This window comes from Citrobacter sp. W9, assembly GCF_026719375.1.
Taxonomy (GTDB): Bacteria; Pseudomonadota; Gammaproteobacteria; order Enterobacterales; family Enterobacteriaceae; genus Citrobacter; species Citrobacter werkmanii.
The window spans coordinates 315,179-327,255 of record NZ_JAPPTE010000002.1 but is presented as its reverse complement, the minus strand read 5'-3'; the positions used below and the strand labels follow the sequence as shown (position 1 = coordinate 327,255).

The 12,077-nt window shown below is 50.4% G+C and carries 12 protein-coding genes; 4 read left to right on the top strand and 8 right to left on the bottom strand.

From position 1 onward, the window contains the following. The first annotated feature begins 111 nt into the window (after positions 1 to 111). The 4 genes from galS (at position 112) to mglC (ending at position 5,045) form a co-directional block, all read left to right on the top strand. On the top strand, positions 112 to 1,137 hold the full coding sequence (gene galS / locus OOJ59_RS06280; RefSeq protein ID WP_038641992.1) for an HTH-type transcriptional regulator GalS: 1,026 nt from the start codon (positions 112 to 114) through the stop codon (positions 1,135 to 1,137). A 292-nt stretch (positions 1,138 to 1,429) separates the two neighbouring features. Beyond that, a complete protein-coding gene (gene mglB, locus OOJ59_RS06275; RefSeq protein ID WP_006683804.1) occupies positions 1,430 to 2,428 on the top strand; it encodes a galactose/glucose ABC transporter substrate-binding protein MglB in 999 nt (332 codons plus the stop codon). A 70-nt stretch (positions 2,429 to 2,498) separates the two neighbouring features. After that, positions 2,499 to 4,019: a galactose/methyl galactoside ABC transporter ATP-binding protein MglA gene (mglA, locus tag OOJ59_RS06270; RefSeq protein WP_005129207.1), complete on the top strand. Its 1,521-nt coding sequence runs from the start codon at positions 2,499 to 2,501 to the stop codon at positions 4,017 to 4,019. A 15-nt stretch (positions 4,020 to 4,034) separates the two neighbouring features. Beyond that, on the top strand, positions 4,035 to 5,045 hold the full coding sequence (gene mglC, locus OOJ59_RS06265; RefSeq protein WP_003027393.1) for a galactose/methyl galactoside ABC transporter permease MglC: 1,011 nt from the start codon (positions 4,035 to 4,037) through the stop codon (positions 5,043 to 5,045). A 57-nt stretch (positions 5,046 to 5,102) separates the two neighbouring features. Here mglC and preA read toward each other — a convergent pair whose 3' ends face one another. The 8 genes from preA to OOJ59_RS06225 form a co-directional block, all read right to left on the bottom strand. Further along, a complete protein-coding gene (gene preA / locus OOJ59_RS06260) occupies positions 5,103 to 6,338 on the bottom strand; it encodes an NAD-dependent dihydropyrimidine dehydrogenase subunit PreA (protein ID WP_038641987.1) in 1,236 nt (411 codons plus the stop codon). Continuing rightward, positions 6,332 to 7,573 (bottom strand): NAD(P)-dependent oxidoreductase, encoded by a 1,242-nt coding sequence (locus tag OOJ59_RS06255; RefSeq protein WP_160956143.1) that lies wholly within the window; start codon positions 7,571 to 7,573, stop codon positions 6,332 to 6,334. The genes preA and OOJ59_RS06255 overlap by 7 nt, the downstream gene beginning before the upstream one ends. A 233-nt stretch (positions 7,574 to 7,806) precedes the next feature. Next, positions 7,807 to 8,046 (bottom strand): DUF2542 family protein, encoded by a 240-nt coding sequence (locus tag OOJ59_RS06250; RefSeq protein WP_038641982.1) that lies wholly within the window; start codon positions 8,044 to 8,046, stop codon positions 7,807 to 7,809. A 2-nt stretch (positions 8,047 to 8,048) separates the two neighbouring features. After that, positions 8,049 to 8,768, bottom strand: coding sequence for an outer membrane permeability protein SanA (sanA, locus tag OOJ59_RS06245; RefSeq protein ID WP_160956142.1), 720 nt, complete (start codon positions 8,766 to 8,768; stop codon positions 8,049 to 8,051). Between the two features lie 135 nt (positions 8,769 to 8,903). Next, complete coding sequence (gene cdd, locus OOJ59_RS06240; protein WP_038641979.1) at positions 8,904 to 9,788, bottom strand: cytidine deaminase; 885 nt, start codon at positions 9,786 to 9,788, stop codon at positions 8,904 to 8,906. A 148-nt stretch (positions 9,789 to 9,936) separates the two neighbouring features. Further along, on the bottom strand, positions 9,937 to 10,632 hold the full coding sequence (locus OOJ59_RS06235; RefSeq protein ID WP_160956141.1) for a CidB/LrgB family autolysis modulator: 696 nt from the start codon (positions 10,630 to 10,632) through the stop codon (positions 9,937 to 9,939). After that, the gene (locus OOJ59_RS06230; protein ID WP_137347653.1) at positions 10,629 to 11,027 is read right to left on the bottom strand and encodes a CidA/LrgA family protein; all 399 of its coding nucleotides are present in this window, start codon (positions 11,025 to 11,027) and stop codon (positions 10,629 to 10,631) included. Before OOJ59_RS06230 ends, OOJ59_RS06235 begins: the two co-directional genes overlap by 4 nt. A gap of 122 nt (positions 11,028 to 11,149) precedes the next feature. After that, on the bottom strand, positions 11,150 to 12,058 hold the full coding sequence (locus tag OOJ59_RS06225) for a LysR substrate-binding domain-containing protein (protein WP_085047876.1): 909 nt from the start codon (positions 12,056 to 12,058) through the stop codon (positions 11,150 to 11,152). Between the last annotated feature and the right edge of the window lie 19 nt (positions 12,059 to 12,077).

Genomic DNA, 12,077 nt, shown 5'->3' with positions numbered 1-12,077 from the left:
TAAGCGCTTTCATTCCTGTGACATCACTCACGCAGTCCGTTTCATTGTGCTGACAAAATACCCAGCCTGGGGTGTCTGTGGCTAACCGCAATCTAAAACAGGGCAGTGAATATGGTAACCATCCGTGATGTGGCACGACAGTCTGGCGTATCTGTAGCGACCGTTTCCCGCGTACTGAACAACAGTGCGCTGGTGAGTCCCGACACGCGTGAAGCGGTGATGAAAGCAGTCACTCAGTTAGGCTATCGACCTAACGCCAATGCGCAGGCGCTGGCGACACAGGTAAGTGACACCATTGGTGTGGTGGTGATGGATGTGTCAGATGCGTTTTTTGGCGCGCTGGTTAAAGCTGTCGATATGGTTGCCCAGCAGCATCAGAAATATGTCCTGATTGGCAATAGCTATCATGAGGCTGAAAAAGAACGTCATGCTATCGAGGTTTTGATTCGCCAACGCTGTAACGCTCTGATTGTTCACTCTAAAGCGCTCAGCGATCGGGAACTGGCAGAGTTTATGGATCAGATCCCTGGCATGGTGCTGATCAATCGCCTTGTTCCGGGTTACGCCCACCGTTGCGTCTGCCTGGATAATATCAGCGGCGCCAAAATGGCGACCCGCATGCTGCTGAATAATGGTCATCAACGCATTGGTTACCTGGCATCAAGCCACCGTATTGAAGATGATGCGATGCGCAAAGAAGGGTGGTTATCGGCCCTGAAAGAACAAGGAATTGATGCGGCGGAAAGCTGGATCGGTACCGGTTCGCCCGATATGCAGGGAGGAGAGTCTGCCATGGTGGAGCTGCTGGGGCGCAATTTGCAACTGACGGCGGTCTTCGCCTACAACGACAACATGGCAGCGGGCGCACTGACCGCGTTAAAAGACAACGGCATCGCCATCCCATTACATCTTTCTATCATTGGCTTTGATGATATTCCCATTGCGCGTTACACCGATCCGCAACTGACAACCGTACGCTATCCCATCGCCTCAATGGCAAAAATGGCGACGGAGCTTGCGCTGCAAGGCGCGGCGGGCACGTTAGATCCTGCGGCGTCGCATTGCTTTATGCCGACACTGGTGCGTCGTCATTCTGTGGCATTGCGGCAGAATGCGGCACCGATCACTAACTCATAAAGTCGAACTATGTAACCGCTTTCAATATGTGAGTAAATTCACAGTATATTAACAATGCGATAGCTATGATGACACTGTTTGTTGCGCTGTAACTACTATGTAACGGTGAATAATCACTTTCATCGAGGTATTGGTGCCTTAAACAAAAATTAAAGCCAGTTTTTGGAGCGTTGCCAGGCACGGAAGAATTATTTTTAAAAGTGAGCTTCGGCGTTCAGTAACACTTCAGTAACGTTCTGCCTGCCGAGCATTTATCTCAAGTACTACCCTGCATAATAAAACCGGAGATACCATGAATAAGAAGGTGTTGACCCTGTCTGCTGTAATGGCAAGCATGTTATTCGGCGCGGCTGCGCACGCTGCTGATACCCGCATTGGTGTGACGATTTATAAGTACGACGATAACTTTATGTCTGTGGTACGTAAGGCTATTGAAAAGGATGCCAAAGCGGCGCCTGACGTACAGTTGCTGATGAATGACTCGCAGAACGATCAGTCCAAACAAAACGACCAGATCGACGTATTGCTGGCAAAAGGCGTTAAAGCACTGGCGATTAACCTGGTTGACCCGGCAGCTGCAGGCACGGTAATTGAAAAAGCACGCGGTCAGAACGTGCCGATCGTGTTCTTCAACAAAGAACCTTCTCGTAAAGCGCTGGACAGCTATGACAAAGCGTATTACGTCGGTACTGACTCTAAAGAGTCTGGCATTATTCAGGGTGACTTGATTGCTAAACACTGGGCTGCTAACCCGAACTGGGATCTGAATAAAGACGGTAAAATCCAGTTTGTTCTGCTGAAAGGCGAACCGGGACACCCGGATGCTGAAGCACGTACCACTTACGTGATCAAAGAGCTGAACGACAAGGGCATTAAAACTGAGCAACTGCAGTTAGATACCGCGATGTGGGATACCGCTCAGGCGAAAGATAAGATGGATGCGTGGATGTCCGGTCCGAACGCTAACAAAATTGAAGTGGTTATCGCCAACAACGATGCGATGGCGATGGGCGCAGTTGAAGCGCTGAAAGCGCACAACAAAACCAGCGTACCGGTATTTGGCGTGGATGCGCTGCCTGAAGCGCTGGCCCTGGTGAAATCCGGTGCCATGGCCGGTACCGTGCTGAACGATGCCAACAACCAGGCGAAAGCGACCTTCGATTTGGCGAAAAACCTGGCTGATGGCAAAGGCGCAGCAGACGGCACTAACTGGAAAATTGACAACAAAATTGTTCGCGTTCCGTACGTCGGTGTCGATAAAGATAATCTGGCTGAGTTCACTAATAAATAAATCTCCGTCTATGGGCGCAATGTCATTGCGCCCTTAATAACGCGCTTTGCAAGGCCAACAAGGTATATTTATGGTCAGCACACATACTCAGTCGTCAGGCGAATACTTGTTGGAAATGACCGGCATTAACAAGTCTTTCCCCGGCGTTAAGGCTCTTGATAACGTTAATTTAAAGGTCCGCCCGCATTCAATTCACGCCTTAATGGGCGAGAACGGCGCGGGGAAATCCACATTATTGAAATGTCTTTTCGGCATCTATCAAAAAGATTCCGGTAGTATTTTATTTCAGGGTAAAGAAATCGATTTTCATTCGGCGAAAGAAGCGCTTGAAAATGGTATTTCGATGGTCCACCAGGAATTAAACCTGGTATTACAACGTTCCGTGATGGACAACATGTGGTTGGGGCGCTATCCCACCAAAGGTATGTTTGTCGATCAGGAAAAAATGTACCGTGATACCAAAGCGATATTTGATGAGCTGGATATTGATATCGATCCGCGGGCGCGCGTCGGTACATTATCCGTTTCACAAATGCAGATGATCGAAATTGCGAAAGCCTTCTCCTACGATGCCAAAATCGTCATCATGGATGAGCCGACGTCATCGTTAACCGAGAAAGAAGTTAATCATCTGTTCACCATCATTCGTAAGCTGAAAGAGCGTGGATGCGGTATTGTTTATATTTCTCACAAAATGGAAGAAATTTTCCAGCTGTGTGATGAAATTACCGTGCTGCGCGACGGGCAGTGGATCGCAACCCAGCCGCTGGAAGGGCTGGATATGGACAAGATCATCGCCATGATGGTTGGACGTTCGCTGAACCAACGTTTTCCTGATAAAGAAAACAAACCTGGTGAAGTGATTCTGCAAGTGCGTAACCTGACCTCGCTGCGTCAGCCGTCGATTCGTGATGTCTCGTTTGATTTGCACAAAGGGGAAATCCTCGGGATTGCCGGTCTGGTAGGCGCAAAACGCACTGATATCGTTGAAACGCTTTTTGGTATTCGTGAGAAATCATCGGGTACGATTACGTTACACGGCAAAAAAATTAATAACCACAGCGCGAATGAAGCCATCAACCATGGCTTTGCACTGGTCACGGAAGAGCGCCGCTCGACCGGTATTTATGCGTATCTGGACATTGGTTTTAACTCGTTAATCTCCAATATCCAAAACTATAAAAATAAAGTCGGTCTGTTGGATAATTCCCGCATGAAGAGCGATACCCAGTGGGTGATTGACTCTATGAGGGTGAAAACGCCGGGCCATCGTACACAAATTGGTTCACTTTCCGGGGGGAATCAGCAAAAGGTGGTTATTGGCCGCTGGCTATTAACGCAGCCAGAAATCCTGATGCTGGATGAACCTACACGTGGTATCGATGTCGGCGCAAAATTTGAAATTTATCAGTTGATAGCCGAACTCGCGAAAAAAGATAAGGGGATTATTATTATTTCCTCTGAAATGCCGGAGCTGCTGGGTATTACCGATCGTATTCTGGTGATGAGCAATGGTCTCGTTGCCGGAATTGTTGACACTAAAACGACAACGCAAAACGAAATCCTCCGTCTTGCGTCTTTGCACCTTTAAGATTAGGGGCTCCTCATGAGTGCGTTAAATAAGAAAAGTTTTCTTACTTATCTGAAAGAAGGCGGAATATACGTTGTTCTTTTGGTTTTGCTGGCAATTATTATTTTCCAGGATCCCACTTTCTTAAGTTTACTCAACCTGAGTAATATTCTGACGCAATCCTCAGTGCGTATTATTATCGCATTGGGTGTTGCCGGACTGATTGTGACGCAAGGGACAGACCTGTCGGCAGGGCGTCAGGTTGGTCTGGCGGCAGTGGTGGCGGCAACCTTATTGCAATCGATGGAGAACGCCAACAAGGTATTCCCGGAAATGGCGACGATGCCGATTATCGTGGTGGTACTGATTGTTTGCGTCATCGGCGCGATTATCGGTCTGGTGAACGGTATCATCATCGCGTATCTGAACGTGACGCCGTTTATTACCACGTTGGGTACGATGATCATCGTCTACGGGATCAACTCCCTGTACTATGATTTTGTCGGCGCATCGCCAATTTCTGGCTTTGACAGCGGATTCTCTACCTTTGCGCAGGGCTTTATCGCGCTGGGCAGCTTCCGACTCTCTTATATCACCTTCTATGCGCTGATTGCCGTGGCCTTTGTGTGGGTGCTGTGGAACAAGACCCGCTTCGGTAAAAACATTTTTGCTATCGGCGGTAACCCAGAGGCGGCGAAAGTGTCTGGCGTGAACGTCGCGCTGAACCTGCTGATTATCTATGCGTTGTCTGGTGTGTTCTATGCCTTCGGTGGTTTGCTGGAAGCAGGACGTATCGGCTCGGCGACCAACAACCTCGGTTTTATGTATGAGCTGGATGCGATTGCGGCGTGCGTGGTTGGCGGCGTCTCGTTTAGCGGTGGGGTAGGGACCGTCTTCGGCGTGGTGACCGGTGTGATTATCTTTACCGTCATCAACTACGGGCTGACTTACATCGGCGTTAACCCATACTGGCAGTACATTATTAAGGGCGGCATCATCATCTTCGCGGTGGCGCTGGACTCCCTGAAGTACGCGCGTAAGAAGTAACGATAAAACGCCAAAAGGCCGGTGCAGCGCAATCTGCACCGGCCTTTTTTGTCCGCGTTATAATGTTAACGCGTGCTCTTTCTCTCCGGGTTTAAATTTTACTTCACCCAGGTCGATACAGGCGACCGGGCAAACGTGGCCGCACAGCAAGCATCCCACACATTTTTCCGTGTCGCAGTGTGGGGTTCGGGTTTCCTCATTCCATTCCATCGCCTGATGCCCGCCGTCATAACAGGAAATGTAGCAGCGACCACAGCCCACGCATTTATCGAGATGGATGTTTGGGTAGACGATGTAGCTACGGTCAAGATCTTCAGCGGGGATGATATTGGCATTGGCAAGGCCCACCATCTCCTCCAGTGAGTCAAATCCTTGATCGGCGAGGTAATGTGACAGCCCGCTGGTCATGTCCTCCACAATCCGATAACCATACTGCATTATCCCGGTGGTCACCTGCAGCGTGGCCGCGCCTAACAGTAAAAACTCGGCGGCATCTTCCCAGTTTTCTATACCCCCGATGCCGCTAATCGGGAAATCGCGCAGTTCAGGGTGCATGCGCAGTTGCTGAATAAATCGCAGGGCGATAGGTTTAACGGCCTTGCCGGAGTAGCCGGAAATACTGGATTTACCGTTGACGACCGGCATCCCAATTTTCCGGTTCAGATCGATATTGGTAATGGATTTAACCGTATTGATGGTTGCGATACCGTCGGCGCCACCGCGTTTTGCCGCCAGCGCAACCTCACACATATCACCGATATTCGGTGTCATTTTAGCCAGCATCGGCAGGGAAGAGCCGCGTTTAACTGCCCGACAATATTTTTCGACCAGCTCAGGGCTTTGCCCAACATCGCTACCCATGGCATGTGAGGTCATTTGCGGGCAAGAGAAGTTGCATTCGATCATGTCTGCACCCGCCTCTTCGACCAGCCGTGCCAGCTCCTGCCACTGCTGTTCATTTTCCCCCATGATCGATGCAATCAGCACGTTATCCGGGTAGTCCTGTTTCAGCCGGCGAATAGCGGCCAGATTTTCCTCCAGCGGGTGCTCGGCAATTTGCTCCATATTTTTGAAGCCAACAAAGCCGGTATCTTCTTTGGTCAGATGGTCAAAGCGTGGAGAGACTTCATTTGCAATAAAGAAACCAATGGTTTTAAAAACAATACCGCCCCAGCCGGTGTCATAGGCTTTGGCGCACATGTCATAGCAGTTGCCCACCGGAGAAGAAGAGAGGCAGAACGGGTTGGGGAATTTGACGCCGCAAAAAGTAATAGAAAGATCTTTCGTTAACATGAGCAAGCTCCCTCTAAGTAGTGATGAATGGCCTGAGCGGCTTCTTTTCCGGTTTTCACGGCGTAAACCACCGTTTTATCGCCTTTTACAATATCGCCCGCGGCAAACAAAGCGGGATCGGCGGTTTGATAATTATCCGTATCGATAAGATTGCGCTGTGGCTTTAACGCGGCGAAATTTTCAAGTTGAGCATGTTGACCAACGGCGAGAATAATATGTTCGGCTTCAAGCGTCAGTTCTCCCGGCAGGCGTACGTGTTTAAAAGTAACCCGATTTCCGCTAACCGCCACAGGCGTGAAACCGTCAATAATCGATACCCCTAACGCTTGTGTGCTGCTGAACTCTTTATCACTGGCTGGGAAATCGGCCAGTTCTTCACGGGCGACACAGGTAACTGACGGACAGCCCAGCAGTTTCAACGTGCTGGCGACATCCATCGCGACATCGCCGCCGCCGATGATCAATGCGCTTTGCGCGACGGTAATATCGCCGCTGGTTTGCCGGGCTCGTTGCAGAAAATCGACGGCAATTTCAACGTGATTGGCCTTCTCAAACAGCGGTAACGTTGAACCGTAAGACATCCCTACGGTAACCAGTACGGCGCGGTATTCTGTTTTGAGTTGCTCAATGGAAAGGGCAGTGCCGACTTCACAATTGCATTTGATTGTTACGCCCATTTCAACGATACGAGCAATTTCGTTATCTAAAACAGCATGCGGCAGACGAAACTCTGGAATGCCATAGCGTAACCAGCCGCCAGGTTGGGTCTGCTTTTCATAGATAGTGACGTCATAGCCCAGATTGCTCAGCGTTACGCTGGCTTGTAATCCTGCCGGGCCTGCGCCAATGATGGCGATCTTGCCACGTGTTTTTGTGGCGGGTTGATAAATTTTCATTGCGGTCTGCTGCTCAAAGTCGGTAATAAAGCGTTGCAGACGTGCAATATCAATCGGCTTATCAATGCCTGAGCGTGTACACCCGCGTTGGCATAACTTTTCGGTTGGGCATACCCGGGCGCATACTGCCCCAAGTGCATTATTTTCACGAATAGTTTCGGCTGCACCCTTAAAATTACGAAAATAAATGGAGCGAATAAATTTTCCCGGGTCAGTTTGCGCCGGACAATCCTGGCTACAGGGGGCATCGTGACATAATAAACAGCGGGAAGCCTCTTTTATGGCTAATAATGGCGTAAAAGCAGGCGTGAGCTCATCCAGATAATTTTGTTGTGGCATATTTTCTTCCTTAATGCGTGAGTAAATTAAGGCAAACCGTTAATAACAAAATATAAAAATCGAAAGGCTATTCTTAAGGCTAAGCACTGCAGGAAGAGTATTCTGTGAAAGGATTCACAAATAGAAGAGTGTTGGCGGGAAATGCTGGCGGGCAGCATTAATCCCTTAATTTGAAATGGTAACCGTTATCATAATATTAGCTATTCTCAAACGCTAATATAAAAATAATATCTTTATCGATAGAAAATTAAGTAAATAACCATACCGAAGGATAAACATCCGCATCCGGCATAAACCAACACATAGGACCAAAATTGCAGGGGCTCTTGATGGCGATAAGCGTATACCGGTTCGCGCGTATTCTTCTTAATTTTATCTACGGCCCCGGTGCGCCAGCCTTTCCAGGCCTCACGGAAACAAAACACAGGAATGAGCAGAAAGGCCAACACGACGAAGAGGGTTTGTACATCCATGCTTATTTTCCTTGTTTCTTTTGTAATTCGAGTAATTGTTCAGGCGTAACCGCCGGATACCCCTGCGCATCGTCGGGTACCTGATGCATGGTAGGGATGGGTACCAGTGGGCCTAAAAAACGGGGTTCACGTTTAAAAATATAGAGATCGGCGAGTGCGCCAAAACGCGCGCCGAATTCGCGTACCCGCACGGTAAGCATATCTTTTGGTGAAGGCACCGCATAGCACTGGGCCTGAATGTCCATATGCAGCGCAATAAACAAGGCGCGTTCACAGTGGAATCGCTGAGTAATAATGATGAAATCGTTGGTATCGAATACCTTACGGGTACGCACGATGGAGTCGAGCGTACGGAACCCGGCGTAATCAAGCACAATGTCAGCCGGATCGACCCCTGCGGCAATCAGATCCTTACGCATCGTCATGGGTTCATTATAGCTTTGCTGCGCGTTGTCGCCGCTCAGCAACAGATAGTTTACCTTCCCGCTGTTATAGGCGTTCAATGCGCCCTGAATACGGTAGCGGTAATACTGGTTGATAACGCCGGTTCGATAGTATTTTGCCGTACCCAGGACCACACCGACCTGGCGGTAGGGTAAATCCTGTAATTCGTCGTAGATATAGGGGGCAGTCTTCCAGCTCATCCATCTGTCGAGTCCAAGCACAGTCAACAGCAGCAGGCCTGACAGGACTAACAGGCTGTAAAACACGCGCTTTAACATGCAGAAAACTCGTTATTTGGGTGGAATTTCAATCAGGCTACTGTACCGGAAGACGTAGCGCAAGAAACAGCAGTCTGATTGAGGGGATTTTAGTCACTGTTACCCGGTTAGCGCAGCGCCACCGGGCTTTATGAGTTAACTGAGCAGCACGCGCTCAATATTGTTGCAGCCCAGCGCGTGCAGGGTGGCGGAGGTCGCATCCCACTGGATTAACGGCGCATCGGCTTTTTCTGCCAGCACCGCGCGTTGAATGTCCGGATAGTCGTAACCGTTCAGACTCAACAGGTTTAACGCGCCTTGCAGCGGTGGGAGAGTGGGGTTAAAGGCGGCGTTTTCAGCATAGCTGCCACTGAAAATTCGCCCGTCTTTACACTCGAGCGCCACGCCGCTTGGCGATTTGCTGTATGGCATATGGCATCTGTTGGCGGCGGTAATTGCCGCCTGGGTCAGGGCGTCGCCCTGCAGCGCGAAGCCGTGATCCTGGTCGTCCATCAGTAGCGTTTTGATGTCGAGATCTTTTGGCCCGAACGCGTCCGGGAGATAGTCGCGCAGTGCGTGTGGTTCGCGCCCAGGCAGATGAATGCGTAAATCCAACCCGCTGTTCAGTTCGTTCATAAACTGGCGGCAGTGGCCGCAAGGGGTGTAGTTAACGGTGATGGCGGCGAGGCCTTTTTCACCGCGCAGCCAGGCGTGGCTGATGGCGCTTTGCTCGGCATGAACGGTTTGCTGCATTGTTGCGCCCAGGAACTCCATGTTGCCACCGAAGTACCAGGTGCCGCTAATGCCGCGAGAGATCGCGCCCACGTTGAAGTTGGAAAGCGGGGTACGTGCGCAGGCCGCAGCCAGCGGCAGCAGAGCGAATGCCAGCGCGTCTTCGTCCAGTCCCGATTCGCGTTTCAGCAAAGAGACCTGCTCAGCAGTCAGCATGGCGGGGAAATGCGTATCCGCCAGAACAGGGGCCAGGGCTGATTGCAAGTTATCCGCGAGTTGGGCAAAAGCAGTTTGAAAACGTGGATGCATGGCGATGCCTCATAACAATGTAATGGAATCGTAGTTTACGGGCCTGTTACGGCTTTATATGTGATCCAAATCTCATTGTGTGTGCAACTTATGAAACTTAAATGAAAAATGTGCAACGCATCGCAAATAAATAACCAAAAAGTGAAGGTTAGCCGACCACTGACAGAATAACCGGGAACAGAAACGGGGCGACCAACGAGGTGATAATGCCGCAAATGACCAGCGCCAGAGAGCTAAACGCGCCTTCCTGATAATCCAGTTCTGCGCAACGCGCGGTTCCCAGGGCGTGCGAAGCGGTACCCATTGCCAGTCCTCGCGCGGCCTTCGTGCGAATGCGCATAGCATTCAGTAAAGTATGACCAAATACCGCCCCGAGAATGCCGACGAAAATGACGCACACCGCGCTGATGGCCGGAATACCACCAATACTTCCTCCCACCGCCATCGCGATAGGCGTGGTGACCGATTTCGGCATGATTGACGCGGCAATTTCCGGTGAGGCGCCCATCAACAGGGCGATTGTTGTGCCGGTAACCATCGCCACGACGCTCCCCGCAAAACAGATAGCGATTATCGATTTCCAGCGTGCGCGAATTTGGTGCAGCTGTTCGTATAACGGATAGGCCAGCGCGACCACGGCAGGTTGCAGTAAATCGTTCAGCACCTCGCTGCCTTTGAAATAGTGATCGTAGGGAATTCCGGTCAGCATCAGAATGGGAATAATCACCACCATCGCGACCAGCAGCGGATTCAGCAGCGGCATTTTAAAGCGTGCTGCCAGCTTACGTGCGCCAAAGAACACCGCGAGAGTAAGGGGCAATGACCACCAGATATATGTCATCATTCTTTCGAACCTTTTTGGCCAACAATTTTGCGTTCACCGTGTACAAGATGCGAGCTCCAGCTCACCACGAGGAAAACAACCAGCGTACTGATGGTGCATGACACCACCACCGGGCCAAATTGTGCGCGGAGCAAATCAAAGTACTGCATGATCCCCACGCCAATCGGGACAAATAACAGGGCCATATAGCGAATCAGGACATAACAGCCGGGATTAACCCATTTTGCCGGTAATACCTGCAATGCCAGTAAGACAAACAGAATCAGCATGCCAATGATGCTGCCCGGAATTGTGATCGGCAGCAGCGAAGCGACAAAAATACCTGCATAGAGGCAGGCATAGATCAGGACGAATGCGCGCAAATATTGCCAGATAATGTTCAGTGATTTGCTCATAATTGAAACCCTTGACGAGACTGATTCATCATACAATTAAACTTCAAAACGTGCTACCGATCACATCATGAATTCTAAGCATAGAGGAAATAGACGTCTGGAACATTGCGCATATGACCGCGCTAAACCTGCGCCAGGTAATACAAAAAACGACTCAGGGCTGTGGTAGGCGTTTCATTGTTGCGCCAGAATACGCCTACGCTGCCTTTTTGTTCAATCTTCGGCAGATTCAGGATAGCCAGTTGTCCCTGGGCGGCATAACGCTGCGCCAGACGCAGAGAAAGAATAGAAACCATGTCGCTACTTTGCAGCAGGTTGGTGCTGACGTTTATCGACGCTGATTCAATGGTGTTTTCCGGCAGCATTACGCCATTATCGACCAGCGCGTTGTCAATGCTAATCCGAATGGGGGTGCCTGTCGGCCAGACAATCCAGCGCCAGTTAGCCAGATCGTTCCAGGTGAGCAGGGGATATTTTGCCAGCGGATGATCGGGGCGGGCGACAAAACAGACCGGCTCGGTATAGAGCACCTGGTAATTAAGCGGCAGCTGAAGCGCCCGGCCGCCAACGCGACCGACGACGACATCCACTGAACCCGCCAGCAGATCGTGCAGTAACGGGGTCATCACTTTCTCTTCAATATTGAGATGCAGAGTGGGTAGCTCCGTAAGCAAGCCCAGTATTGCCTGTGAAACGCAGTCGGTCGCCACCGGCGAGCAGCCAATCTTCAGACTTCCCACCAGACCGCCTTGCTTGAAACGGGCAATTTCATACTGCGAACGCTCCATATCATTGATCAGGCGTTGAGCATGTTGCAGCAACAGCTTGCCGCCTTCGGAGGGGCGTAAGCCTTTGCTATGTCGTTCAAAGAGCGTGATGCCAATCTCATCTTCGAGCTGTGATAACCATTTGGACAAGGCAGGCTGGGTGATATTCATCATCCGGGCGACGTGAGTCAAATTTCCCTGTTCCCCTAGCGCGACCAGCGTTTGCAGGTGGTGCAACTTCAGTTTCTGTGCCCAGTTAGCCATTTGCTATAACCTCCAGGTT

Excerpts from the sequence above, each read along its gene's own strand:
- galS (WP_038641992.1), top strand. The coding sequence starts at position 112 with ATGGTAACCATCCGTGATGTGGCACGACAGTCTGGCGTATCTGTAGCG.
- mglB (WP_006683804.1), top strand. The coding sequence starts at position 1,430 with ATGAATAAGAAGGTGTTGACCCTGTCTGCTGTAATGGCAAGCATGTTA.
- mglA (WP_005129207.1), top strand. The coding sequence starts at position 2,499 with ATGGTCAGCACACATACTCAGTCGTCAGGCGAATACTTGTTGGAAATG.
- mglC (WP_003027393.1), top strand. The coding sequence starts at position 4,035 with ATGAGTGCGTTAAATAAGAAAAGTTTTCTTACTTATCTGAAAGAAGGC.
- preA (WP_038641987.1), bottom strand. The coding sequence starts at position 6,338 with ATGTTAACGAAAGATCTTTCTATTACTTTTTGCGGCGTCAAATTCCCC.
- OOJ59_RS06255 (WP_160956143.1), bottom strand. The coding sequence starts at position 7,573 with ATGCCACAACAAAATTATCTGGATGAGCTCACGCCTGCTTTTACGCCA.
- OOJ59_RS06250 (WP_038641982.1), bottom strand. The coding sequence starts at position 8,046 with ATGGATGTACAAACCCTCTTCGTCGTGTTGGCCTTTCTGCTCATTCCT.
- sanA (WP_160956142.1), bottom strand. The coding sequence starts at position 8,768 with ATGTTAAAGCGCGTGTTTTACAGCCTGTTAGTCCTGTCAGGCCTGCTG.
- cdd (WP_038641979.1), bottom strand. The coding sequence starts at position 9,788 with ATGCATCCACGTTTTCAAACTGCTTTTGCCCAACTCGCGGATAACTTG.
- OOJ59_RS06235 (WP_160956141.1), bottom strand. The coding sequence starts at position 10,632 with ATGATGACATATATCTGGTGGTCATTGCCCCTTACTCTCGCGGTGTTC.
- OOJ59_RS06230 (WP_137347653.1), bottom strand. The coding sequence starts at position 11,027 with ATGAGCAAATCACTGAACATTATCTGGCAATATTTGCGCGCATTCGTC.
- OOJ59_RS06225 (WP_085047876.1), bottom strand. The coding sequence starts at position 12,058 with ATGGCTAACTGGGCACAGAAACTGAAGTTGCACCACCTGCAAACGCTG.